Annotated in this window: 20 protein-coding genes; 12 read left to right on the forward strand and 8 right to left on the reverse strand. The window is 71.4% G+C overall.

Annotation, left to right across the window (positions count from 1 at the left end; translation table 11 throughout):
• The 4 genes from ACFMQL_RS29075 to ACFMQL_RS29090 all read left to right on the forward strand — a co-directional run bounded on the left by ACFMQL_RS29075 (position 1) and on the right by ACFMQL_RS29090 (position 4,609).
• A complete protein-coding gene (locus ACFMQL_RS29075) occupies positions 1-543 on the forward strand; it encodes a hypothetical protein (protein WP_364054154.1) in 543 nt (180 codons plus the stop codon).
• A complete protein-coding gene (locus tag ACFMQL_RS29080) occupies positions 540-1,232 on the forward strand; it encodes a response regulator transcription factor (RefSeq protein ID WP_364054151.1) in 693 nt (230 codons plus the stop codon). Before ACFMQL_RS29075 ends, ACFMQL_RS29080 begins: the two co-directional genes overlap by 4 nt.
• Positions 1,229-2,734 (forward strand): sensor histidine kinase, encoded by a 1,506-nt coding sequence (locus tag ACFMQL_RS29085; protein WP_378787964.1) that lies wholly within the window; start codon positions 1,229-1,231, stop codon positions 2,732-2,734. The genes ACFMQL_RS29080 and ACFMQL_RS29085 overlap by 4 nt, the downstream gene beginning before the upstream one ends.
• A 645-nt stretch (positions 2,735-3,379) precedes the next feature.
• Positions 3,380-4,609, forward strand: a complete 1,230-nt coding sequence (locus ACFMQL_RS29090; protein ID WP_364054145.1) for a cytochrome P450 — start codon at positions 3,380-3,382, stop codon at positions 4,607-4,609.
• Between the two features lie 23 nt (positions 4,610-4,632).
• Here ACFMQL_RS29090 and ACFMQL_RS29095 read toward each other — a convergent pair whose 3' ends face one another.
• The 5 genes from ACFMQL_RS29095 to ACFMQL_RS29115 all read right to left on the reverse strand — a co-directional run bounded on the left by ACFMQL_RS29095 (position 4,633) and on the right by ACFMQL_RS29115 (position 9,533).
• Positions 4,633-6,039, reverse strand: coding sequence for an MFS transporter (locus ACFMQL_RS29095; RefSeq protein WP_364054142.1), 1,407 nt, complete (start codon positions 6,037-6,039; stop codon positions 4,633-4,635).
• 67 nt (positions 6,040-6,106) lie between these two features.
• On the reverse strand, positions 6,107-6,703 hold the full coding sequence (locus ACFMQL_RS29100) for a TetR/AcrR family transcriptional regulator (RefSeq protein WP_364054139.1): 597 nt from the start codon (positions 6,701-6,703) through the stop codon (positions 6,107-6,109).
• 52 nt (positions 6,704-6,755) lie between these two features.
• Complete coding sequence (locus ACFMQL_RS29105; RefSeq protein WP_378787967.1) at positions 6,756-7,406, reverse strand: heme oxygenase (biliverdin-producing); 651 nt, start codon at positions 7,404-7,406, stop codon at positions 6,756-6,758.
• A gap of 128 nt (positions 7,407-7,534) precedes the next feature.
• The gene (locus ACFMQL_RS29110) at positions 7,535-8,548 is read right to left on the reverse strand and encodes an ABC transporter ATP-binding protein (RefSeq protein WP_378787969.1); all 1,014 of its coding nucleotides are present in this window, start codon (positions 8,546-8,548) and stop codon (positions 7,535-7,537) included.
• The gene (locus ACFMQL_RS29115) at positions 8,532-9,533 is read right to left on the reverse strand and encodes an ABC transporter ATP-binding protein (protein WP_364054130.1); all 1,002 of its coding nucleotides are present in this window, start codon (positions 9,531-9,533) and stop codon (positions 8,532-8,534) included. Before ACFMQL_RS29115 ends, ACFMQL_RS29110 begins: the two co-directional genes overlap by 17 nt.
• A 129-nt stretch (positions 9,534-9,662) precedes the next feature.
• On the opposite strand from ACFMQL_RS29115, the gene ACFMQL_RS29120 reads away from it, so the two are divergent.
• From ACFMQL_RS29120 to ACFMQL_RS29150, 7 genes are read left to right on the forward strand one after another with little or no spacing between them, the layout of a single operon-like run.
• Positions 9,663-10,871, forward strand: a complete 1,209-nt coding sequence (locus ACFMQL_RS29120) for a dipeptidase (protein WP_378787971.1) — start codon at positions 9,663-9,665, stop codon at positions 10,869-10,871.
• Complete coding sequence (locus ACFMQL_RS29125) at positions 10,871-12,454, forward strand: ABC transporter substrate-binding protein (RefSeq protein WP_364054125.1); 1,584 nt, start codon at positions 10,871-10,873, stop codon at positions 12,452-12,454. Before ACFMQL_RS29120 ends, ACFMQL_RS29125 begins: the two co-directional genes overlap by 1 nt.
• 1 nt (position 12,455) lies before the next feature.
• A complete protein-coding gene (locus ACFMQL_RS29130) occupies positions 12,456-13,409 on the forward strand; it encodes an ABC transporter permease (RefSeq protein WP_364054122.1) in 954 nt (317 codons plus the stop codon).
• On the forward strand, positions 13,406-14,260 hold the full coding sequence (locus tag ACFMQL_RS29135) for an ABC transporter permease (protein ID WP_364054119.1): 855 nt from the start codon (positions 13,406-13,408) through the stop codon (positions 14,258-14,260). The genes ACFMQL_RS29130 and ACFMQL_RS29135 overlap by 4 nt, the downstream gene beginning before the upstream one ends.
• Positions 14,257-15,426 (forward strand): M24 family metallopeptidase, encoded by a 1,170-nt coding sequence (locus ACFMQL_RS29140; protein ID WP_378787974.1) that lies wholly within the window; start codon positions 14,257-14,259, stop codon positions 15,424-15,426. Before ACFMQL_RS29135 ends, ACFMQL_RS29140 begins: the two co-directional genes overlap by 4 nt.
• A gap of 12 nt (positions 15,427-15,438) precedes the next feature.
• Entirely contained in the window at positions 15,439-16,350 is a 912-nt protein-coding gene (locus tag ACFMQL_RS29145; RefSeq protein WP_378787976.1) for an alpha/beta fold hydrolase, read from the forward strand.
• 19 nt (positions 16,351-16,369) lie between these two features.
• Positions 16,370-17,362, forward strand: a complete 993-nt coding sequence (locus ACFMQL_RS29150) for an Lrp/AsnC family transcriptional regulator (RefSeq protein ID WP_364054110.1) — start codon at positions 16,370-16,372, stop codon at positions 17,360-17,362.
• A 72-nt stretch (positions 17,363-17,434) separates the two neighbouring features.
• Here ACFMQL_RS29150 and ACFMQL_RS29155 read toward each other — a convergent pair whose 3' ends face one another.
• From ACFMQL_RS29155 to ACFMQL_RS29165, 3 genes are all read right to left on the reverse strand, one after another.
• Positions 17,435-18,796 (reverse strand): phenylacetate--CoA ligase family protein, encoded by a 1,362-nt coding sequence (locus tag ACFMQL_RS29155; protein ID WP_364054107.1) that lies wholly within the window; start codon positions 18,794-18,796, stop codon positions 17,435-17,437.
• A 397-nt stretch (positions 18,797-19,193) separates the two neighbouring features.
• A complete protein-coding gene (locus ACFMQL_RS29160) occupies positions 19,194-19,850 on the reverse strand; it encodes a response regulator transcription factor (RefSeq protein WP_364054105.1) in 657 nt (218 codons plus the stop codon).
• Positions 19,847-21,634, reverse strand: a complete 1,788-nt coding sequence (locus ACFMQL_RS29165; protein WP_364054102.1) for a histidine kinase — start codon at positions 21,632-21,634, stop codon at positions 19,847-19,849. Before ACFMQL_RS29165 ends, ACFMQL_RS29160 begins: the two co-directional genes overlap by 4 nt.
• Positions 21,635-21,883: 249 nt before the next feature.
• On the opposite strand from ACFMQL_RS29165, the gene lon reads away from it, so the two are divergent.
• Positions 21,884-24,244, forward strand: coding sequence for an endopeptidase La (gene lon, locus ACFMQL_RS29170; RefSeq protein ID WP_364054099.1), 2,361 nt, complete (start codon positions 21,884-21,886; stop codon positions 24,242-24,244).
• Positions 24,245-25,207 lie beyond the last annotated feature (963 nt).

Consider the following 25,207-nt stretch of genomic DNA (forward strand, 5'->3'; position numbering starts at 1 on the left):
ATGGACAAGCTGGACTCCTCGCCGTTCCCCGGCGACCTGCGTGAGGAGCTCGCCGTCCGGCCGGCGAGGGGCGTCTCGAAGGTCACGCTCGCGCTCGGCGCCGGGGTCGTGCTGGTGGCCGGGATCCTCATCGGCATCCAGGCGCACAGCGCGTTCGGCTCGACGTCCCGGGCCGGTGCGGGCCCCCAGGCGGGCCCCCTGGCCGGCGCGGCGCGGCAGGCGACCGGCGAGCAGGCCGGCGCCGGGCAGCGCGCCCGGCAGCCGGGCCGCTTCGGTGGTCAGGGCAGAGGAGCGGGCGGTACGGCCGGCACGATCGAGAAGGTCGAGGACGGCACGATCCACCTGAAGACCGCGGCCGGCGAGACCGTCACCGTCGCCACCACCGGCGAGACCACCGTGCTGATCTCCAAGCCGGGCGAGCTCGCCGACCTCAAGGCGGGCGACACGATCGTGGTACGCGGCACGCCCGGCGCCGGCGGCGCGGTGACCGCGACCTCCATCACCCAGGGCGGCCCCGCGCCGCGAGGAGGGGGCCCGCGATGAGCGAACCCGAGGCCAGGCTGCTGGTGGTCGACGACGAACCCAACATCAGGGAGCTGTTCTCGGCGAGCCTGCGCATGGCCGGGTTCGAGGTGCTGACGGCGGCCGACGGCAAGGAGGCCCTGCGGGTGGCCGAGGAGAGCTCGCCTGACCTGGTGATGCTCGACGTGATGCTGCCCGACCTGGACGGCCTGGCGGTCGCGGGAAGGCTGCGGTCCCGCGGCCGCCGGGTGCCCGTCCTCTTCGTGACCGCCAAGGACACGCCGGAGGACCGCATCGCCGGGCTGGGGCTCGGCGAGGACTACGTGACCAAGCCGTTCAGCCTCGAGGAGGTCATCGCGCGCATCAGGGCCATCCTGCGCAGGACCCGCCGCGGCACCCCGCCGCCGAACCGGCTGCGGGTCGCCGACGTCGAGCTGGACGAGGAGAGTCACGAGGTCTGGCGCGACGGCGTCCTCGTACGGCTGTCGCCCACCGAGTTCCGGCTGCTGCGCTACTTCATGCTGAACGTGGGCCGGGTGCTGTCGAAGAAGCAGATTCTCGACCACGTCTGGAACGGCGACTGGCGCACCGACGTCGGGCTCGTCGAGTCGTACGTCTCCTACCTGCGCCGCAAGATCGACACCGGCGAGGAGAAGTACCTCCACACCCTGCGCGGGGTCGGCTACATCCTGCGCCCGCCCCGCCTATGAAGAAGATCAGGAAGCACCTGTCCAGGACGCCGCTCTGGCTGCGGCTGGTCTCGGCCACCCTGCTGCTGGTCACCCTCGCGATCACACTGACCGGCCTGTTCGCCGTGCGGCTGCTGCGCAGCTATCTCGTCGAACGCGTCGATCGCCAGCTTCACGTGGCCGCCATGCCGCGCGAGGCCCCGCTGCCCGTCGAGCCCCGCGCCGACGGGCGTCCGCAGCGCTTCTTCGGCCTGTTCCACGGCGTCGTGCTGAGCCCGGAAGGCGACGTCGTCAGGACCTTCAGCGAGTCCACCGAGGAGTACAGGCCCGCCCTGCCCCGCATGACCGGCGCCGAGGTGCGGGCCCGCGCCGGACGCCCGTTCACCGTGGAGTCCACCGCCGCGGGCGGGCCGAGCTGGCGGGTCGTCGCCGCGCCCGCCCGCGACGGCCACAACAGGATGATGGCCATCAGCCTCGGCGAGGTGGACGCCACCGTCTCCCAGCTCGCCCTCATCGTGGCGGTGGCCGGCGGCGGCACGCTCGCCGTCCTCGGGTTCCTCTGTTATTGGCTGGTACGCAGGAGCCTGCGCCCGCTCGGCGAGATCGCGCGTACCGCGAACGACATCGCCGGCGGCGACCTGTCGCGCCGCGTGCCGCTCTGGGCCGGCACCACCGAGGTCGGCAGGCTCGGCCGCTCGCTCAACACCATGCTCGCCCGCATCGAGAGCGCGGTCCGCGAACGGGAGGAGGCCGCCGAGGCGGCCCGCGAGTCCGCCACCGCCGCCCGCCGCTCCGAGGAGCTGATGCGCCGGTTCATGGCCGACGCCTCGCACGAGCTGCGCACGCCGCTCACCTCCATCAGGGGGTTCGCCGAGCTGTACCGGCTGGGGGAGAAGAAGGACCTGGACGAGGCCGTACGGCTGCTCGGCCGCATCGAGGGGCAGGCCGCCAGGATGGGGCTGCTGGTCGAGGACATGCTGCTGCTGGCCCGCCTGGACCAGCGGCGCGAGCTGGCGATGCGGCCCGTGGACCTGCTCAGCCTGTGCGCCACCGCCGTCATCGACGCCCAGACGCTCGCCCCCGACCGGCGGATCGAGCTGGTACGGCTCTTCGACGGCGAGGGCGAGGTCGTCGTCACCGGCGACGAGACCCGGCTCGGCCAGGTGCTCAACAACCTCGTCACCAACGCGCTCACCCACACCCCGCCCGGCACCCCCTTCCAGATCCGCGTGGGGATCGACGGCGACCACGCGGTGGTGGAGGTCGCCGACGAGGGGCCCGGGTTCGCGCCGGAGGTGGCGGAGCGCGTGTTCGAACGCTTCTACCGCGCCGACCCGGCCCGCAGCACCGGCGGCTCCGGGCTGGGGCTGTCGATCGCGGCGACCCTGGTGGAGGCGCACGGCGGCGTCATCATGGCGGAGTCGGAACCCGGCAAGGGCGCCCTGTTCCGCGTCATCCTCCCCATGGACCCCGAACAGCCGCCCGAGAACCCCGCCCCTCAGCCCCCCGCCCCCGGCTCCTGACCCCGCCGCCTCGCCCTCCGGCCCCGACGTCCCACCCGCGCCGACCCCGGCTCTCAAGGCCGCACCGCGCGACGGCCCGCCGCCCGCCTCCGGCATCGGCACTCCGCCCTTGAGGGGCTCGCCTGCGCGACGGCCCGCCGCCCGCCTGTGGCATCGGCACTCCGCCCCTTGCGGCTCCAGCGGCCCGCCGCTCCCCACTTTCTCCTTCCGGGACCTCAACCCGTTCTGTGGGTTGCGCCCGTGCGGTGGGAGGCGGGCAGAGCGGGAGGAGGGCGCGCCTGCGCCGGGAACCGGCCGACGGCGCAGCCGCTCCGCGTGCCGGCCGGCGGCGCAGCCGGAGCCGGCCGGGGAAGCCGCCGCTGCGGGCGTCGGCCGGCGGCGCAGCCGGAGCCCGCCGGAGGACCGCCCGGCGAGCACCTGCACCGCCTTCTCCCCGGGCACGCCGAGGGGGAGCGCCAGGGGAGCGGCGAGCAGCGCGTTCGTACCGCCAGTAAGACCAAGCGTCACGAATAAGGGCTGAACGCTACGAGAACGGGTCAGAAGGGCAGGATGCACATCCGTGTCGGTCCCGCAGGCCCGTGATATCCGGGCTTTCCGTCCGGCGTCGGTGGCGGGACCGGCCTGGGAACGTGCCAGGATAGGCGGGTGGACATCGACCTCGCTGATCTGGATTTCTGGCGCAAGCCGCTGAAGGAGCGGAACGAGGCTTTCGCCCGGCTCCGGCAACTGGAGCACCCGGTGTTCTTCCCCGAGAAGAAGGTGCCGTTCCTTCGCTCGGGCAAGGGCTTCTACGCCCTCGTACGCCATGCCGACGTCGTCGAGGCCAGCCGCAATCCGAAGATCTTCTCCAGCGAGCCGGCCGTCACCAACCCCGAGCCGCCCGGGTGGATCAAGCAGGTGTTCGGTGAGTCGATGGTCAACATGGACGACCCGCGCCACGCCCGCCTGCGCCGCATCGTGACCCGCTCGTTCAGTCCGAAGATGCTGTCCGGCCTGCAGAGCGATATCGAGGCCGCGTGCAAGCGCATCGTCGACGACGTCATCAAGGACGGCCCGCGCGACTTCGTCTCCCAGGTCGCCGCCCGGCTGCCCATCCACGTCATCTGCGACATGCTGGACATCCCGCAGGAGCTGCGCGAGCGCGTGCACAAGCATGTCGACATCTCCACCGCCTACACCGGCGTGCGCCCCAGCCTGGCGCGCAGCGTCCAGATGGCCGGCCAGAACATGATGGCCCTGCTCGCCCTCCAGCGCATGGTCATCAAGCTCGGCCACGAGCGCGCCGCGAACCCCAAGGGCGACCTGGTCTCCCTGCTGGTCACCGCCAACGTCGACGGCGAGAAGCTGACCGACAAGGAACTCGGCTCGTTCTTCTCGCTGCTGCTGGTCGCCGGCAACGAGACGACCCGCAACGCGATGGCCCACGGCATCCGGCTGCTCACCGAGAACCCCGCACAGCGCGAGCTGCTGCTGAGCGACTTCGACGCGCACATCAACAACACGATCGAGGAGATCGTCCGGTACGTCTCGCCCATCATGCAGTTCCGCCGCACGGTCACCCAGGACTACTCGCTGCGCGGGCTGGAGCTGAAGAAGGGCGACAAGGTCGTGCTGTTCTACGGCTCCGCCAACCGCGACGAGTCGGTCTTCCCCGACCCCGACACGTTCGACATCACCCGCGACACCAAGCCTCACGTCGGCTTCGGCGGGCCCGGGCCCCACTTCTGCCTCGGCGCCAACCTGGCGCGGCAGGAGCTGCGGACGATGTTCCGCGAGCTGTTCACCCGGCTGCCCGGCATCCGCACGGTGGGGGAGCCGGAGCTGCTGCTGTCGAACTTCGACAACAGCGTCCGCAGCCAGCGCTTCACGTTCTGATTCCGGGCCGGCCGCGGGCGCGGTCAGTCGCCGGCGGCCAGCACGTTCGACCTGATCGTCACCCACGTGATCGCCGCCGCGACGGCCATCATCGCCGCCGAGATCAGCATCGCCGTCCTGAACCCGGCGTCGAACACCGGCGGGTTCTGGAAGGCGTCGCCCACCAGCCCCACCAGCGGCGGCACCGCGGCCACCGCCAGCAGCCCGCCGGTGCGCGCGACCGCGTTGTTGACGCCGCTGGCCATGCCCGCGTGCCGTTCGTCGGCCGAGGCGAGCACGGTCGCCGTCAGCGGCGCGACCGTCGCCGACAGCCCGAGCCCGAACAGGAACACCGCGGGCAGCACCTGGAACGGGTAGGAGGCGCCGAACCCGATCGTGCTCATCGCCAGGAACCCGCCGCCCGCCGCCAGCATCCCGAGCGTCATGGGCGTGCGCGGCCCGAACCGCTTGGCGAGCTCGCCGGCCCTGGCCGACAGCAGCATCATCAGGATCGTCGCGGGCAGCATCGCCATGCCCGCCGCGATGGGCGAGAACCCGGACACCACCTGGAGCTGCACCACCAGCAGGAAGAACACCACGCCCATGGCCGCGTACATGATGAGCGTCACGATGTTGACGGCCGTGAACACCCGGTCGCGGAAGATGCCCACCGGCACCAGCGCGTCCGGCGACCTGCGCACCTGCACCACCACGAACGCCGCGCCCAGCACCACCCCGGCGGCCAGCGGCGCCACCGCGCCCCGCTCGATCAGCCCGTACGTGAGCCCGGCCAGCGCCAGCGCCGCGAGCACCGAGCCGAGCACGTCGAAGCGTCCCGCCGCCTGCTCGTCCCGGCTCTCCGGCACGTGCCGCAGCGTGACGAAGACGATGAGCGCCGCGAACGGCAGGTTGATCAGGAACGCCCACCGCCAGCCGGCCGACTGCACCACCCAGCCGCCGACCAGCGGCCCGACCGCGCTGGCCACGCCGCCGAGCCCCGACCACACGCCCACCGCGCGCGGCCGGTCGTGCCGCAGGAAGCTCGCCTGGATGATCGCCAGCGAGCCCGGCGTGAGCAGCGCCCCGCCGACGCCCTGCAGGGCGCGCGCCGCGATGAGCATCTCGATGCTCCGCGACAGTCCGCACAGCGCCGATGCGACCGCGAACCAGACGACCCCGATGAGGAAGATCCGGCGGCGGCCGTAGCGGTCGCCGAGCGAGCCGCCCAGCAGGATGAGCCCGGCCAGGGTCAGCGTGTACGCGTTGATCGTCCACTGCAGCCCGTCCATGCGGGCGTCCAGGTCGCGGCCGAGGAACGGCAGCGCCACGTTCACCACGGTGCCGTCGAGCAGCGCGAGCCCGGACCCGAGCACCGTCGCCGCCAGGATCCACCGGCCACGCGCCGACTTGACGGCGACGTGCCCATCGGCCTGCTGGGACGGGTTGCTCATGCGAACATCATCCAGCCCTGGCCTGGATCACCCGTACGCGGGGGTGCGCGGCTGGGCCCGAGGTGCGTCAGCGGCGCTCGATCGCCCGGAGCACGAACTCCGACACCAGCTCCCCGGCTCGCTCCACCGTGACGTCGCCGCTGATGAGCGGCACCCGCTCGGCCCCGATGACCGCGAGCACCATGCGCGCGGTGGCCGCCACATCCAGCACGCGGAAGTCGCCCGCCTCGATCCCGCTCTGCAGGATGCCGGCCAGCACCTGCTGCATCGGCGCGACGTGCTCGGCCAGCCGCTGGTACGCGTCGGGCCCCAGCGCGGCGCTCAGATCGGCGGCCCCGGGATGCGGATGGGCGAGCAGCCCGGCGAGCTGCAGCCTGACGAACGCCCGCAGCCGCTCGGCCGGCGACGCCCTCTCGGGCAGCTCACGCTCGTAGCTCTCGATGAAGTACCGCGTCACCCGCTCGGTGAAGGCCAGCAGCAGCGCCGCCTTGTCGGGAAAGTAGTTGTAGAGAACGGTTCGCGTGATGCCGGCCTCGTTGGCCACGTCCGTCATCGAGATCTCATCGATGCCCTGCACCCGCGACAGCCGGGAGACGGCCTGCAGGATGCGGTCGCGCGTCTGCGCGCGATGCTCACCGATGGTGGCGGCCGAGATACGGGGCATACCCACCATCGTAGGCCGCCCCGCTCACTCCGCCCCCGTCAAGCAGGGATGATCACGCGGCCTTCCTGATGACGCGGTGGAGGTCGGTGAGGACGTCGGTGTTGAGCCGGTACGCCAGGCGCACCTCGGCGATCATCCGCTGCCGCTCGGCCTCGTCCAGCTCCTCGCCCAGGGCGTCGAGGCGGGCGCGGTACTCGCTTTTGAAGCGGGGCAGGCTGCCCAGCTCGTCGAAGACGTAGAAGTCGACGCCCCCGCCCCTGCCGTAACCGTAGATCTTCTGCAGCTCCATCCGGATGAACTGGCCGCCGGACAGGTCGCCGAGGTAGCGGGTGTAGTGGTGGGCGACGTAGCCGCCAGGCCAGCCGGCGACCTCGCGGATGCGGGCCACGAGGGCGCGGGTGGACTCCGACGGCGCGATGCGGTCGCGCCAGCCGGGGCCGTAGATGGCGGCGAGGTCGCGTTCCAGCGCCGCCTCCCGATAGAGCTCGGGGAAGACGAAGCGGCCCGCCACCGGGTGGCCGGCCAGCTCGCGGGAGACGCCGTCGAGCGCGGCGTAGGCGAAGTAGTGCTGGGCCACCATCTCGCCGTATTCCTGCTCGGTCAGGCGGCCGGCCATCAGCGCGGCGAGGTATCCGCCGGACTCGGCGGACTCGTGGTCGGACCACGTGGCGTTCCGCAGCGTTTCGGAGAAGGTCGAGGTCACGGCCCACCTCTGCTCGTGCCGGCGTTTCATGACGAAGTGTCACAAACGGCGGCGGGCGGCGTCAAGAAGATGACGACAGTCTGTCAGCAAAGTCTGCCTCTCCTTTCCGCTGCCAGGAAAAGGCCACGTCAGGCCGGGCGTTCGGCGTAATGGCAGGCCGCGAAGTGGCCGTCCACCTCTTCGAACGCCGGCTCGACCTGCCCGCACCGATCCGTGGCCTTCCAGCAGCGGGTGTGGAAGCGGCAGCCGGGCGGTGGCGCCACCGGGCTCGGCGGGTCGCCGGCCAGCATGATGCGCTTGCGGCCGCGCAGGGCGAGCTTCGGCACGGGCGCCGCCGACAGCAGCGCCATCGTGTACGGATGCGCCGGCGCCGAGTACACCTCGGCCGCCGTGCCCAGCTCCGCCATCCGCCCCAGGTACATCACGCCCACCCGGTGGGAGACGTGCCGGACGACGGCGAGGTCGTGCGCGATGAACACCAGCGCCACCCCGAGCGTGCGCTGCAGCTCGGCGAAGAGGTTGACCACCTGCGCCTGCACCGACATGTCGAGCGCCGACACGGGCTCGTCGCAGACGATCACGTCGGGCTCGGTGGCAAGGGCGCGGGCGATGCCGATCCGCTGCCGCTGGCCGCCGGAGAACTCGTGCGGGAAGCGGCTCATCCGGTCGGGCGACAGGCCGACCAGGGTCAGCAGCTCGGCGACGCGCTCGCGCATGGCGCGGGAGTTCGGCGCCAGGCGGTGCACGCGCAGCGGCTCGGCCACGATGTCGTGCACGGTCATGCGCGGGTTGAGCGAGGTGAGCGGGTCCTGGAAGACCATCTGGACCCGCCGCCTGATGTCGCGCGGCACGCCGCCCCTGGTGAAGAAGGGCCGGCCGCGGAAGGTGACCTCGCCCTCGTCGGGACGTTCGAGGCCGACGAGCATGCGGGCCAGGGTGGACTTGCCGCAGCCCGACTCGCCGACGATGCCGAGGGTCTCGCCGGGATAGAGGTCGAGGTCCACGCCGGAGACCGCGCGTACGGCGCCGCCCCTGGACAGCAGGCCGCCCCGGTACGTCTTGTGCAGGTTCACCGCCCGCAGCACCGGCTCGCTCTCCTGCTCGGAGGTCCTGGTGGGGGCGGCGTCAGGTGAGAGCGCCATCGAGCATCTCCTCCGCGTGGTGGCAGGCGACGTAACGGTCCGATCCGGCCCGCAGGACCGTGAGCGGCGGCCGGGTCCGGCCGCACACCTCGCTCGCCCGCGCGCAGCGCGGCGCGAACGAGCACCCCGGCGGCACCTCGGCCGGGCTGGGCGGCGCGCCGGGAATGGCGCGCAGCTCCGATGCCGGGCTGTCCAGGTCGGGGACGGCGGCGAGCAGCGCCTCCGTGTACGGGTGCGCGGGCCGCTCGTACAGCTCGCCGACCTCGCCGCGCTCGACGATGCGCCCGGCGTACATGACCGCGATCCGGTCGCTGACCTCGGCCGCGACGCCGAGATCGTGCGTGATGAGCAGCACGGCGGTGCCCAGCTCGCGCCGCAGCCGGTCGATGAGCTCCAGGATCTGCGCCTGGACGGTCACGTCGAGCGCGGTCGTCGGCTCGTCGGCGATGATCAGGTCGGGCTCCAGCGCCACCGCCATGGCGACGAGGATGCGCTGCCGCATGCCGCCGGAGAACTGGTGCGGGTAGTCGTCGATGCGCTTGGCGGCGGCGGGGATGCCGACGAGGTCGAGCATCTCGATGGAGCGGGCCCGCGCCTCCTTGCGCGACAGGCCGCGGTGCACGCGGAACAGCTCGCCGATCTGGTCGCCGATGCTGAGCACGGGGTTGAGCGCCGACAGCGCGTCCTGGAAGACGAGCGTCATCGCGCTGCCGCGCAGCGCTCTGAGCTGCTCGGCGTCCATGGCGAGCAGGTCGCGCCCGCCGAGCCTGGCCGACTCGCAGCGTACGCGGGCGTTCGGCTGGTCGAGCAGCCCCATGACGGCCTTCGCGGTGACGGATTTGCCCGAGCCCGACTCGCCGAGCAGCGCCAGCGTCTGGCCGCGCTCGATGGTCAGGTCGACCCCGCGGACCGCCGGGATCTCGCGTCCCTGGACGGTGAAGGTGACATGCAGGCCGCGGATCTCCAGGGCCGGTGGTTCGCTCACCGCACCCCCTCCTCGATTGTGACGAATACTGGCGCTGATGGATGGTCTGCTGCCGAAAAACAACTCGGATATTGTCTTTGGCGCCTGATCCTGGCAAACTTCCGGCAATCGGACAAGAGGGGATACCAGATGCTGGAAGCCGCGAAGAGCTACAAGGGCTACCGTTCGTACGAGTACCTCGAAGAAGGTGTCGACTACCGGCACTTCGACCTGGCCCCCGAGATCGGCCGCGTCCCCGCCTACCAGGGGCCCGAGCTCACCACCGAGCAGACCGAGCGCGTACGCCGTCTCCTCACCGAGAGCCTCGTCGTCTCCCTGCACGACCACCCGTCGGTCTTCCCCGACGACATCAGCCAGACCGTCGACTACAACCGCACCGCCCGCCACCGCACCGGCTACGAGGGCCTGGCCCGCTCCGGCATGACCGTCGTCTTCGACAACCTCATGGACGGCACCTGCTGCGTCACCAGCCAGGCCGGCTGGAAGTGGACCGACGTGGTCGCCGACATCGGCATGCGCCTGTCGGACATCGCGCACCAGGACTACCTCATCAAGGTCGAACGCCTCGCCGACGTGTACGAGGCGCACAACAGCGGCCGCATGGGCCTCGTGCTCGCCCTGGAGGCGGCCACGATGATCGAGAACGAGCTCGACAGGATCGACATGCTGTACGGCTTCGGCGTACGGCAGATGGGCATCGCCTACAGCGAGGCCAACACGCTCGGCAGCGGCCTGAAGGAGCGCCGCGACGGCGGCCTGACCCTGTTCGGCGAGAAGGCCGTGCGCCGCATGAACAAGCTCGGCATCGCCATCGACGTCTCGCACTCCGGCGACCAGACCTCGCTCGACACGATCAGGCACTCCACCAAGCCGATCCTCATCACCCACGCCGGCGCCCGCGCGGTCTGGCCCACCAACCGCATGAAGCCCGACGAGGTCATCAAGGCGGCGGCCGAACGCGGCGGCGTCATCGGCCTGGAGGCGGCCCCGCACACCACGCTGTCGCCGAACCACCCCAGGCACAGCCTGGAGTCGGTCATGGACCACTTCACGTACTGTGTGGACCTGGTCGGCATCGACCACGTGGCCTTCGGCCCCGACACGCTCTTCGGCGACCACGTCGGGCTGCACGACACGTTCGCCGACCACCTGTCGATCAGGGAGGCGCACGCCGGGATCGACTACGAGAAGGTCGAGTACGTGGACGGCCTGGAGAACCCGGCCGAATGCTTCTGGAACATCATCTCCTGGCTCGTCGCCCACGATTACTCGGACGACGAGATCACCAAGGTCGTCGGGGGCAACGTCATGCGGGTGCTGGAAGAGGTCTGGATCTGATGAAACGTGTCACGCTCGCCGCGGCGCTGGCCGCCGCACTTACCGCCATCACGGCTTGCGCCCCCAGCGTGCCCGGCCAGTCGGGCTCACCGTCCGCACAGCAGGCCGCTCCGGCCTCGGCCGACCGGCTGACCATCGGCACCACCGCCGACGTGGTCAACTACAACCCGCTGGTCGGCAACAGCCGTACCGACTCGTGGGTCACCAGCCTCATGTACCCCCACCTCATGCAGATGGACGAGGCCGGCAAGCGCACCCCGTACCTCGCCACCGAGTGGTCGTACGCGGAGGACGGCAAGAGCGCCACCGTCAAGCTGCGCGACGACATGAAGTGGTCCGACGGCAAGCCGGTCACCGCCGACGACGTGGTGTTCGCGATCACGGCGGTACAGAAGGAGCAGTTCGGCGTCGTGGCCGGGCTCATCACCGCGCTCGACAAGGCCGAGGCCGTCTCGCCCACCGAGGTGCGCTTCACGCTGACCCGCCCCGACGGCACGTTCCTCGACAACGTGGGCTTCTGGCTGCCGATCGTGCCCAAGCACGTCTTCGAGAAGGCCCCGAGCGTGCAGAAGTTCGCCAACGACAAGGACTGGGTGAGCGCGGGGCCGTTCAAGCTGACCAAGGTCGAGCGCGGCCAGCGCTACATCATGGAGCGCGTCGACGACTTCGGGCCCGGCAAGCCCACCGTCAAGGAGGTCGTCTTCCGCGTCTTCCCCGACGTCAACACCGAGGTGCTGGCGCTGCGCAACGGCGAGATCGACCTCATCGGCAACGTGCTGCCGCCCGCCACCGCGGCCGAGCTGAAGAACGACCCCAAGGTCAAGCTCCAGCAGATCCCCTCGCTCGGCTGGGCCCACCTGCAGTACAACACCAAGCGCAAGCCGCTGGACGACGTGCGCGTGCGCCAGGCGCTGGCCCACGCCGTGGACTACGAGGCCATCAGGAACATCGCGCTGAAGGGCTTCGCCAAGTCCTCCAACTCCAGCGTGCTCACCCCCACCCTGCCCGACTGGACCGACCCGACGTCCAAGGAGTACGCCTTCGACCCCGAGCAGTCCAAGAAGCTGCTCGCCGAGGCGGGGCAGACCGGCCTCAAGCTCGGCATGATCTACGACCAGGCCGACCCGAACATCGCCCGCTGGGCGCCCATGGTGCGCGACTCGGCGAAGAAGGCCGGGATCACGATCGAGCTGCAGGGCCTGGAGCGCAACACGTACCTGGACAAGACGGCCAAGCGCGACTTCGACATCTACGCCGGATCGTGGGCGATCATGGACAACCCGCCCGCGAACCTGGGGCTGGCGTTCAAGACCGGTGGGTTCATCAACTACGCCCAGGTCGAGGACCCCAAGCTGGACGCGCTCATCGACAAGGCGCAGCGCGCGCTCACCGTCGACGAGGCCAGGGGCCCGATCCAGGAGGCCGCCCGCATCATCCACGACCAGGTCTACGACAACGTCCTGTACGTGGAGACGTTCAACATCGCCTACTCCGCGAAGTGGACCGGCTTCAAGCCGATGCCGAGCGAGCTGCTGTCCATCCTGAACCCGCTCTCCCTCGCCTCGGCGAAGCCGGCGGGCTGATATGCGGTTCATCGGCCTACGGCTGGCCCGCGGCCTGCTCACCCTGTGGTTCGCGGTCACGGTGACGTTCTTCCTGGTCCGCCTGCTGCCGGGCGACCCGGTGCTGGCCGTGGCCGACCCGAACATGACCGAGGAGCTGCGCCGGAAGCTGCTCGCCGACTTCGGCCTGGACAAGCCCCTGGCCGCACAGTACGTCGACTACCTCGGCCAGCTCCTCCACGGCAACCTCGGCATGTCGTTCCGCCAGTCGGTCCCCGTCACGACCGTGCTGATGGAACGGCTGCCGTGGACGCTGATCCTCACCGGCTCGGCCATGGTGGTGACGATCGCGCTGGGCATCCCGCTCGGCGTGCTCGCCGCCACCAGGGCCAAGGGCTGGCTCGACCGGGTCATCCAGCTCACCGGCGTCACCGCCCAGTCGCTGTTCGTGCCCAGCGTCGGCATCTTCCTCATGTACGTGCTGGGCGTCTGGCTCGGCTGGTTCCCCATCGGCGGCGCGGTGGACCTCGACGCCACCGGCATCGCCGCCACCGTCAGCATGGTGCACCACCTGGTGCTGCCCTGCCTGTCGCTGGTGCTCATCCAGCTCGGCGGCTACGTGCTGACCATGCGGACCACGCTCATCGAGGCGCTCGGCGAGGACTACGTCTCGCTGGCCAGGGCCAAGGGCGTACGGCCCGGGACGGTCGTGTGGAAGCACGCGCTGCGCAACGCGCTGCTGCCCACCACCACCATCGCCGGACTGCAGCTCGGCACCCTAGTCGGCGGCGCGGTGCTGACCGAGACCATCTACGCCTACCCGGGCATCGGCCGCGCCATCTACGAGGCGGTCGGCCAGCTCGACTTCCCCGTCCTGCAGGGCGCGTTCGTGCTGCTCGCCGCCGCCGTCGTGGTGGCCAACCTGATCACGGACGTGGCCTACGGCATCCTCGACCCGAGAGTGCGCACCACATGACCGCCATCGCAGCGGAGCTCACCCCGCGCAGGCGGACCTGGAGCTCCTTCCGCCGCAACCCGCTCGGCATGGCCAGCGCGGCCGTGCTGCTGCTGATGCTGCTCATCGCGATCTTCGCGCCGCTCATCGCGCCCTTCCCCGAGGGATACGGCCCCGACACCTCGCAGCCGCCCTCGGCCGCCCACTGGTTCGGCACCGACGACATCGGCCAGGACGTCTTCGCCCAGGTCGTCTGGGGCACCAGGGTCAGCATGGCGGTCGGCGCCAGCGCCTCCGTGCTGGCCATCGGCATCGGCCTGCTCATCGGCGTCAGCGCCGCGTACTTCCGCCGCCTCGACACCCCGCTCGGCGTGCTGGTCGACCTGTCGCTGTCGCTGCCCGTGCTGCCGCTGATGATCCTGGTCGCCGCGCTCGCCGGGCCCAGCGTGCGCACGCTGGCCGTGGTGATCGCGCTGTTCAGCTGGCCCGAGGTGGCCCGCGTGGTGCGCTCGCAGGCGCTGGCCATCGTGCCCATGCCGTTCGTGTCGGCCGCCAAGGTCGTCGGCGGCTCGTCGTGGTGGATCGTCCGCAAGCACCTGCTGCCCGGCGTCGTCCCCGTCGTCGGCGTGTCCGTCGTGCTCACCACGTCGCGCGCCGTGCTGTCGGAGGCCGGGCTCTCCTTCCTCGGCCTGGGCGACCCGAACAGCTGGTCGTGGGGGACCATCCTGCACAAGGCGCAGCAGTCGGGGGCGCTCGCCTCCGCCTGGTGGACCACGCTGTTCCCGTCGCTGGCGATCCTGCTGCTCGTTCTCTCCACCACGCTGCTGTCCGTGGCCTACAACGACGCCCGCAACCACAGGAGCGACACATGACCTTCTCCCAGCGGCTGCCCGGCTCCTTCTACGCGGGCGCCCTCGACCGGGTGCGCGCCCGCATGGCCGCCGACGGGCTGGCGGCGCTGCTGCTCGACGACCCGCTGGACGTCGCCTACCTCACCGGATTCCACCACTTCCCGAACGAGCGCCCGGTCGCCTGCTGGCTGCCGCTCGACGGCGACCCCGTGCTGCTCGTGCCCGACCTCGAACGCGAGTACGCCGAGGACCAGGGCGCCAGGGCCGAGATCCTCGCCTACCCAGAGTTCCCCGGCACCCGCTCGCCGTTCGCGGTGCTCGCCGCGCACGTCCCCGCCCCCGCCACGGCCGGGTACGCGCCGTCCACCTCGATCGGCCGTACGGCGGCGCTGGCCGAGGCGTTCCCCGGCACCCGCTGGCGCGTCTGCGACGCCGTCGGCCAGGTGCGGCTGCGCAAGCAGCCCGAGGAAATCGCGCTGCACGAGGAGGCCGCCCGCATCGCCGACCGGATGATCGACGCCGGCGTGGAGCTGGTCAGGCAGGCCCTCGAAGCGGGCGGCGAGCTGCCCACCGAGACCGAGCTGGCCGGCCACGTCATCTCCTACGGCTCCCGCCTCATGTACGCCTCCCACGAGGACGTCGTGGTCGTCCCCATGCTGACCGGCGGCCTCGTCTACGGCGGGCCCAACTCCGCCCAGCCGCACCGGCTGCCCGGCGGTGACCGGCTCAAGGCGGGGGAGACGTTCATGCTCTCGCTCGGCTGCGCCGTCGGCGGCCGGTTCGTCGAAAGCGAGCGCACGTTCGTCATCGGCGAGCCCACGCCCGAGCAGGCCCGCTACTACGAGGCCGTACGCGAGGCGCAGGAGATCGGCACCGAGGCGCTCGTCCCCGGCATCACCTGCGAAGAGGCCAACCGCCGCTGCCTGGCCGTCATCAAGGAGGCCGGCGACGGCGCGCACCTGCGCCACCGCCAGGGGCACGGCATCGGGCTCGGCTTCCACGAGCCGCCGTGGCTGTCCGACGGCGACGCCACCGAACTCGCCCCCGGCATGATCCTGTCCAGCGAGCCCGGCGTCTACGTGCCGGGCCACGCCGGCTACCGCATCTCCGACACCGTGCTCGTCACCGAGTCGGGTCCGCGCCGGCTCACCGCGTACCCGCGCGAGCTCACCGACGTCGTCATCTGAGAGAGGACACCTGTGTACGTCGACATCAACGGCAACCGCCTCAACGTCGAGATACTCGGCGACGGCGAGCACGTCGTCATCGCCCACCACGGCGCACCCGGACTCGGCTCGCTCGCCGAACCCAAGGCCAGCTTCGGCCGCCTCGCCGACGCCTACCGGGTGCTCGTCTTCGACGCGAGAGGTTCCGGGGCCAGCGGGCTCAACGGGCCGTTCACCCACGAGCAGTGGGTGGCCGACGTCGAGGGCCTGCGCCAGTGGATCGGCGCCGAGAAGATCGTCATGGCCGGCGGCTCGTACGGCGGCTTCATCGCCATGGAGTACGCCGCCCGCCACCCCGACCGCGTCAGCGCCCTGGTCCTGCGCGACACCTCGGCCGACAACGCCAACCAGGACCTCGCCATCCGCAACGCCGCCGCCTCCTCCCGGGTGACGATCGACCGCGACAAGCTCGACCGCATCATGTCGGGCACCGTCCGCGACGACGACGACCTGCGCGACTGCTGGCGCGAGATCCTCCCCCTGTACGACCACGACTACGACCCCGCCAAGGTCGAGCAGCGCGTGGCCGCCACCCCGTACCACTACCAGACGCACAACTACGCCTTCGCCCACAACCAGCCGAACTACGACATCAAGCACCTGCTGCCCGGCATCACCGCGCCGACCCTCGTCACCGTCGGCCGCCACGACTGGATCACGCCGCCCGAGTGCAGCGAGACCATCGCCCGCCTCATCCCGGGTGCCGAGCTGCGCATCTTCGAGAAGTCCGGGCACTCGCCGCAGGTCGAGGAGGCCGAGCTGTGGGAGGCCACCGTCCGCGACTTCCTCGCCAGAGCGCTCGCCGGCGCGTCCGGCTCCTCGGGTTCCGCCGGCTCTGTCAGCGAGGAGCCGGGTGGCGCGCGGCAGGTGCGAGAACGGCCCTGATCGCGCGATGATGCCCCCGATGGAAGATCTCGACGACCTCGACCGCAAGATCCTCGCCGCGCTCCACGTGAACGGCCGGGCGAGCTGGACCGACATCGCCCAGCTCATCGGCACCTCCACCACGACGGTGGCGCGGCGGGCCCAGCACCTGTTCAGCGCCGGCCTGGCCCGGGTCGCGGTGCTGCCGCACCTGGAGCACGAAGGACCCGTCCACGTGTTCCTCGTACGGCTGACCTGCGCGCCCGGCAGCCAGCTCAGGGTGGCGGGCCTGCTGGCCGCCAACCCCGACATCCGGTACGTCACCATCGTCACCGGCGGCTACGACATCGTGTTCGAGCTGGTCGCACCCAAACACCGCGACCTGTACTCGATGCTGGTCGACTTCGTCCAGTCCATCCCCGGGGCGCAGCAGAGCAACGCCGACCTGGTGCTGCACACGTACAAGGTGAGCTACGACTGGAGCGCGCCGCTGCTCGGGCAGGGCGCGAGCGCCTTCGCCACGCCCATGCCCGGCCACACCTGCGAACCCGGGCACCTCGACGACGTCGACCGCGAAGTGCTCGCCGCGCTCCGCGACGACGGCCGGGCCAGCTTCCAGTCCGTCGGCCGGCGCATCGGCATCAGCGAGAGCACCGCCAGGAGGCGGCTCGAGGCCATGCTCGAACGCGGCTGCGCCAGCGTCACCACGTTCATCCCCGCCGCCGCCCTCGGCTACGAGGCCGAGATCCTGTTCTGGCTGTCCATCGAGCCGAGCATGCAGGACAGCGTGGCCGAGCGGCTGTCCGGCGAACGCGGCGTCCGCATGATCGCGTCGGTGCTCGGGCAGGCCTCGCTCATCTGCGAGGTCATCGTCCCCACCACCGCCGACCTGCACCACTTCACCTCGCGCACGCTGGCCTCCGTACCCGGCATCCAGTCGTGGACGGCCGGAGTGCAGGTGCTGACCGTCAAACGCGGCTTCCTCATGGTGCCGTGGGCCGAAAGCAGAATCGCCGCGGCCCTGGCGGGCTGACCGGCCTCGGACCTGGCACGACCGGGGATGCGGCGCAGCGGCGCTGATCACGCAAAGGGGAGCCCCCGGGAGCTAGCGGGTGTAACGGTGCTTGGCGCCCGGAGGGAAGTACTCCGGGTCGCCGGCCTCGCGCAGCCGGATCACCGGCCGCTGCCGCTCGGGAGGCACGTAGGCGGCGAACTCGCTGTTCAGCCGGAGCAACCGGCCCAGGATCGCCTCGCCCGCGGCCGCCGCCACCTCCTCCGACGGCCGTACGCCCGGCATCAGCTCCACCGTGACCGTCAGGGCCCGGTCGCGGCGCTCGTCCTCGGCCACCTCCAGCACGAACTTGCCGGTCACCGCCCCGCTCACCTCCGGCTGCTCCAGGCCGACCGCGATGTTCTCCGGGTAGACGTTCGCGCCGTAGAAGGAGACCGTGAAGTGGCTGCGGCCGAACACGTACACGAACGGCCGCTCCGGGCCGCTCGCCGACGGCTTGAACCCGTGCTCCGCGACGTACGACAGCAGCCTGTCGTACGGCAGCACGCCGCCCTCGTCGGCGATGTGGTAGCGGATCAGCGGGACGCCGTTGTCGCCGGTGAACAGCAGCGTGCCCTCGTGCTCCTCGAAGTAGCGGACCCGCGGGTCGTACTGGACGAGGGTCGGCAGCCGCGACTCGCCGAAGATCTCTCTCGCCAGGTCCGGCCTGCCCGACAGGAAACGGCGGATCTCGGCCGACAGCGGCGTCTCGTTGCCCAGCACGCCGGCGTCGGCGGTGCCGTACAGGGAGGCGATGCCGCGCAGCGGGTCGGCGATGCCCGCCCGCTCGGCCACCAGCGCCCGCCACTCCTCGCTGAACACCTCGCCCGCCGTCACCAGCTTGAGGTCCCACTCGTGCCACGGCAGGTCCTCGGTGTCGATCACGTTCTTCAGGAACGGCGGGTAGCCAAGCAGCACCACCTGATCGAAGTACGGGGCCAGCGCGGGCAGCACCCGCCGGATCTCCCGCCGGTCGGTGCCCGGCGCGACCACCGTGATCGGGAACCCGCGCTCGGCCAGGTGACGGCAGCAGCTCACCGTGAACAGCCCGCCCACCCACGTGCCGAGCGCGAAGCACACCACCGCCAGCGTGCGCCGCTCGCGGGCCCCGAACGCGTCGCCGAACACCTCCGCGAACCGGTCCGTGATCACCCGCTCGTCCGACGCCGAGCGCGGCCAGAACGACGGCTCGCCCGTCGATCCCGACGACACGGCGACCATGTCCCCGATCACACCGTTCCTGCACAGGTCGGGCAGGGGATGGCGGCGCGTGTAGCCGTCCTTGGTCGTCATCGGCAACGTCGCGAAGTCCGCGAGCGTCCGCACCCTCGCCGGATCGACCTGATGCTCGGCCAGGAACCTGCCGTAGGCGGGCACGGTGGCCGCCACCTCGTGAAAGAGCTCAACGGGATCCACTCGCCGACTGTACGACCCCACCGCCTCCCGGAAAACCACCCCGGCCGCCGCAAGTGCACCTTCACACCGCCCCACGCGACTCTGTTCAGGACTGCTCCCGACGGGGTCGCGACGTTGGCCCTCGCGTGGCCCGACGAAGAGCGGCCGTGTGGCCCGACGGAGAGCGGCCGTGTGGCCATCCGGAGTTCGTGGCGCAGGCGTCCTGGTCGGTGGCAGATCCGACCGCGCCCTAGCCTCCCGGCCAGCGGCGGACCCGTTCCCCGTGCCCCGGCCGGGCCCCCGTGCCACCGGCTTCGGGCCCGGGCCACCGGCCAGCCGTGTCACAGACCGCGCGCCACTGGCCCGCCGTGTCATCGGCCACGTATCACAGACCGCTCGCCACTGGCCGGGTGCATGGTCACTCGCCGGGGCGGACGAGGCCGGATTCGTAGGCATAGACGATCGCCTGGGCGCGGTCGCGCAGGCCTAACTTCATCAGCACCCGCCCCACGTGCGTCTTGACCGTCTGCTCGGCCACGAACAGCTTTTCGGCGATCTCCTGGTTGGACAGCGCCTGGGCGACCAGCAGGAGCACCTCGGTCTCCCGCTCGGTCAGCTCGTCGAGCCGCCGCCCCGGCACCGGGCGCGGCGAGCCGAGCCGGGCGAACTCGGTGATCAGCCGCTTGGTGATGGCCGGCGCGAGGAGCGCCTCCCCGGCCGCGACCACGCGTACGGCCTCCACGAGCTGCGCCGCCGATGCGTCCTTCAGCAGAAACCCGCTCGCCCCCGCCCGCAGCGCCTCATAGACGTAGTCGTCGAGGTCGAACGTCGTCAGGATGAGCACTTTCGCCCCGATGTCGCGGGCCATGAGCTGCCGGGTCGCCTCAAGGCCGTTCATGACCGGCATGCGCACGTCCATCAGGACCACGTCGGGCTTGAGCTCGGCGGCCCGCTCGACGGCCTCGCGCCCGTCGGCCGCCTCGCCCACCACCTCGATGTCCGGCTGGCCGCTCAGGAACACCGTGAACCCGGTGCGCACCATGCCCTGATCGTCCGCGATCAGCACCCTGATCACGCGCTCTCCCTTCCCGCGATCGGTAACGTGGCCCGTACCTCGAACCCGCCACCGGGCACGGGACCTGCCTTCAACGTGCCGTCGAGCAGCGCCACCCGTTCCCGCATGCCGATGAGCCCATGCCCGCTCCCCGTCGAACCGGCTCGTGAAGCCCCGTCGCTCGGCTCGCGGGTTCGCCGAGTCCCACCGCCTGCCGGACCGGCCTGCGTGGCCCCGTCGTCCGGCACCCTGGCTCGCCGGCTCTTGCCGCCTGTCGCATCGGCTCGCGTGAGCCCGTGGTCCGGCGCATCGCCGCGCCGACTTCCGCCATCTTTCGCGAGTTCGCCGCCCTTCCCAGGCTCGCCACCCTTACCGGGTTCGCCGCGCCTCACGAACGAACCGCCCTTGCCAGAGCCGCCAACCTCCCCAGGCTCACCGACCTCCCTGGGCTTGCCGATGATCCCGGGCCCGCCGGCGTCCCCAGGTTCGCCGACCTCCGTAGACCTGCCGATGCCCCCCGGCTCACCGTCGTCCCAAGGCCCGCCGACGTCCCACTGACCGTTCCTAGAAGCGCTGCCCTGTCCGAGCTCGCCGACCGGGCGGTGGCCGGGTGCCAGGGCGGTGCCGGGCCGCTCCGGGTCCGAGCCGGACGGCAGGGCAGGGCTGGGGCCGTTGGTGATGGTGACGTGGAGCTCGTCGCCCACGCGGGCGATGTCGACGGCGACGGCCGCCCCGGGCGCGTGCCGCATCACGTTCGACAGAGACTCCTGGACGATCCGGTACGCCGACAGCTCCACCGCCGACGGCAGCCCGCTCAGCTCCCCGCTCCGTTTGACCAGCACCGCGAGCCCGGCGGCGCGCGCGTTGGCGGCCAGCTCGTCGATGCGGTCGAGCCCCGGCTGCGGCGCGGTGTCGGCCCGCCCGGTGGGGTCGCGCAGCACGCCGAGCACCTGGCGCAGCTGCGCGATGGCCTCGAGGGACAGCCCTCTGATCTCGGCGAGCCCCGCCTCTAACTGCGCGGGGTCGCCCGCCGCCTTGAGCGGCACCGCCTCGGCCTGAATGGCGATCACCGACATGTGGTGCGCGACCACGTCGTGCAGCTCACGCGCGATGCGGGCCCGCTCTTCCAGCACCGCCTGCGCGCTCTCGGCCTGCTTGGTGCGCCGCTCCTCCTCGACGAGTTTGGCGGTGGCGCTGCGCCGCACGCGTACGTTGTAGCCGAACAGCAGCGCGACCGTCGTGAAGACGGCGACCAGCGGCATGGAGTTGGGGTGGATGATCCACGCCGCCAGCACCGTGAGAACCCATACGCCCACCGTGATGCGCCGCTCGCAACGCACGGCCACGGAGTAGAGCACCAGCGGGTAGGCGATGGCCAGCCCGTCCGGATAGGGGGTGAGGCCAGGCATGCGGTTGAGCTCGACCGAGACGATGAAGGGCGTCGTCGCGAAGGCCCACCTCCAGGCGGCCAGCGGCCAGCGGTGGCGTAGGGCCACGGGAAGCGCGATACAGATCGCGGCCAGCGTGGGGTAGGAGTCGGTGACGGGCATGGGGAGCCCGTCGCGCGCCGTCATCCCGGTCCGGGTATCCGACTGCACGATCCACGAGAGGGTCACGTTGTACAGCCAGAGCGCCACCAGACCGTCCGCGATCCGCACGAGGTTGATGGTGCGCAGCGGCAGCACTCTCTGCACCGGCTGCGGCACGCGGAAGGTCAGCCGGCGCCCCTGCGGCATCGGGTCGGCGTCGCCCCGGTAGAGAGCGAGCGCGAACGGCTGCACCAGGGCACTCGTCGTGCGCCGCACCGCCCCCTTCTTCACGACACCCCCGTCCGGTCACCAGCTCCTCCGGCGAGCGGGGGAGGAGCAGAGGAAACGCCTGCTCAACAATAAATCGCGACCTTCGCCGGAGTCGTCACACCGAGGTCTGATCCTGACTCAACCCTAGGTATGGCTTACATCATTACGATCGCCGTGAGCGAACATCGGCAAGGAAGGGAACAATGCGAGGCTCCAATGAATTGAGTCGGTATAACTCAACCCTTTGGAGTTCGCATGAGTGAGAGCTTGACCCTGCCGGTCCTGCCGCTTGACGACGCCGTCGTCCTGCCGGGCATGGTGGTTCCGCTGGACCTGTCCGACTCCGAGGTGCGCGCTGCGATCGAGGCGGCCCGTGCATCCGGTGGCAACAAGCCACGGGTCCTCCTCGTTCCCCGCATAGACGGCCGCTACGGCGCCATCGGCGTCAGTGCCGTCGTGGAGCAGGTCGGGAGGCTGCCGGGCGGCGAGCCCGCCGCGGTGGTGCGCGGCGTCGACCGCGTCCGCGTGGGCACCGGCACGACCGGCCCCGGCGCCGCGCTGTGGGTGGAGGCCGACACCATCGATCCCGTCCCCGCCGGCGACCGCGCCCACGAGCTGGCCAAGGAGTACAAGGCGCTGGCCACCACGATCTTGCAGAAGCGCGGCGCCTGGCAGGTGGTCGATCAGGTCAACCAGATCGACGACCCCTCGGTGCTCGCCGACAGCTCCGGCTACACCCCGTGGCTCAGCACCGCGCAGAAGGTCGAGCTGCTCGAGCAGCCCGACCCGGCGGAGCGGCTGGCCAAGCTCATCGAGTGGTCCCGCGAGCACCTGGCCGAGCTCGACGTCGCGGAGACGATCCGCAAGGACGTCCAGGAGGGCATGGAGAAGCAGCAGCGCGAGTTCCTGCTGCGCCAGCAGCTCAACGCCATCCGCAAGGAGCTGAAGGAGCTGAACGGCGACTCCGCCGAGAGCGAGGAGGAGGACTACCGCGCCCGCGTGGAGGCCGCCGACCTGCCCGACAAGGTGCGCGAGGCCGCGCTTAAGGAGGTCGACAAGCTGGAGCGGACCCCCGACCAGTCGCCCGAGACCGGCTGGATCCGCACCTGGCTCGACACCGTGCTCGACATGCCGTGGAACGTCCGCACCGAGGACAACTACGACCTCGCCAACGCGCGGGCCGTGCTCGACGCCGACCACACCGGCCTCGCCGACGTCAAGGACCGCATCATCGAGCACCTGGCCGTGCGCAAGCGCCGCCAGGACAAGGGGCTCGGCGTGGTGGGCGGCCGCCGCAGCGGCGCCGTGCTGGCGCTCGCCGGCCCTCCCGGAGTCGGCAAGACCTCGCTCGGCGAGTCCGTGGCGCGCGCGATGGGCCGCAAGTTCGTCCGCGTCGCGCTCGGCGGCGTACGCGACGAGGCCGAGATCCGCGGCCACCGCCGCACCTACGTCGGCGCGCTGCCCGGCCGCATCGTCCGCGCCATCCGCGAGGCCGGCTCCATGAACCCGGTGGTGCTGCTCGACGAGGTCGACAAGGTCGGCGCCGACTACCGCGGCGACCCCACGGCCGCCCTGCTCGAGGTGCTCGACCCGGCCCAGAACCACACGTTCCGCGACCACTACCTCGAGGTCGAGCTCGACCTGTCCGACGTGCTGTTCCTGGCCACCGCCAACGTGCTGGAGGCCATCCCCGGGCCGCTGCTCGACCGCATGGAGGTCGTCACGCTCGATGGCTACACCGAGGACGAGAAGGTCGCCATCGCCCGCGACCACCTGGTCCCCAGGCAGCTGGAGCTGGCCGGGCTCACGGCCGAGGAGGTCACGGTCGAGGAGCCGGCGCTGCGCAAGCTGGCCGCCGAGTACACCCGCGAGGCGGGCGTGCGCTCGCTCGAACGCTCCGTCGCCCGCATCCTGCGCAAGATCGCGGCCAAGGACGAGCTGCCCGTCACCGTACGCGAGGAGGACCTGGTCGACTACCTCGGACGGCCGAGGTTCGTGCCCGAGTCGTCGCTGCCGGAGAACAAGCAGCGCACCTCCGTCCCCGGCGTGGCCACCGGCCTGGCCGTCACAGGGGCGGGCGGAGACGTCCTGTACGTCGAGGCGTCGCTGGCCGACCCCGAGACCGGCGAGACAGGGCTCACGCTGACCGGCCAGCTCGGCGACGTGATGAAGGAGTCGGCCCGCATCGCACTGTCCTACCTGCGCTCCCACGGCGCGGAGCTGGAGCTGCCAGTCACCGCGCTGAAGGACCGCTCGGTCCACGTGCACTTCCCCGCGGGCGCCGTGCCGAAGGACGGACCGTCCGCCGGCGTGACGCTGACGACGGCGCTGGCCTCGCTGCTGTCCGGCCGGCTGGTCCGCAGCGACGTCGCCATGACCGGCGAGATCTCGCTGACCGGGCGCGTGCTGCCGATCGGCGGTGTCAAGCAGAAGCTGCTCGCCGCCCACCGGGCCGGCATCACGACCGTCCTCATCCCGGCGCGCAACGAGCCCGACCTCGACGACGTGCCCGAGGAGGTCCGCAAGGAGCTCACCATCCACACGGTGAGCGACGTGCGCGAGGTCCTCGACATCGCGCTCAGCCCGGCCGAGGTCGCGACCACCGTCGCGGCCTGACCGCCGCCCGGCCCGTGCCGCGCCACGAGCCACCGCCCCGCCGTACCTGGCCTCCTGGGGTACGGCGGGGCGGTCATGTCCGGCGGCCCGAGGCGGAGTACGGCGGGGCCGTCCTGCCCGCCGCCACGGTCGAGGAACCGCGCCCCCACGCGCCCAGTGCCCTGCGCCCCGCCCCCACGCGTCCGCGCTCCCGCGCCCCGCGCCCCGCGTCCGCGCGCTCTGCGCCTGCGCCCTGTATCGCCTGCGTCGTCGGCTCTCTGCGTCGCGCCGTGAGCAGCAACCCGTCGAGGCGGTCGAGGAGATGCTCGGCCAGCTCGTCGGCCCGGCCATGCGCAACGCGAAGAAGGAGGCCGAGGCGCTGGCGGAGCAGGCCGGGTTCCCGATCGAGCCGTGGGACTGGCCGTACTACACCGAGAAGGTGCGCCAGGCCCGCACCCCCGCCCCTGCTCGCACCCGGTCTCCCGGGTTGTGGTGGGACGGCTGTGTGGGCGTCACTTCGATAACACCCTGCCTGCTTTCGCCGCCCTACCGCTTCTGCCCGCTTTGGCGTGCTGCGCAGGGTGGGGCTGTTGTGTGTGGCCCTTCGGGGGCCGTGCCCGGCTCCGTCCCTTACTGCTCCCGTCCTGCTGTGCAGGCGGGGCGGCTGTGTGCGCGGCTCTTCGGGGGCCTGCTGGCTTCCGCCGCCCGTCCACACCTGGTCATCTGGCCTGCCTGGGGCGGGCGTGTGCCAGCCCTTTGAGGGAGGCCCTGTCGGGGGAGGCCCGCCTGCTTTCGCCGCCCCTCTGCCCATCGCCTCCCGGCCTACGGCGGGGCGGTCGTGCGCGTGGGGCCATCGCCGGGCGTGACGTATATCACTGAAAAGACCGGGAATAGCGGAAAAGATCACCGTCGTTGACCCGGGCGTGAACGAGGCATACGCGACCGATCGCTGCGTCCCCGAGGGCGCCGCGTGTCGCCGCATGC

It is taken from the genome of Nonomuraea fastidiosa (genome assembly GCF_042751225.1).
Lineage (GTDB): Bacteria > Actinomycetota > Actinomycetes > Streptosporangiales > Streptosporangiaceae > Nonomuraea > Nonomuraea fastidiosa.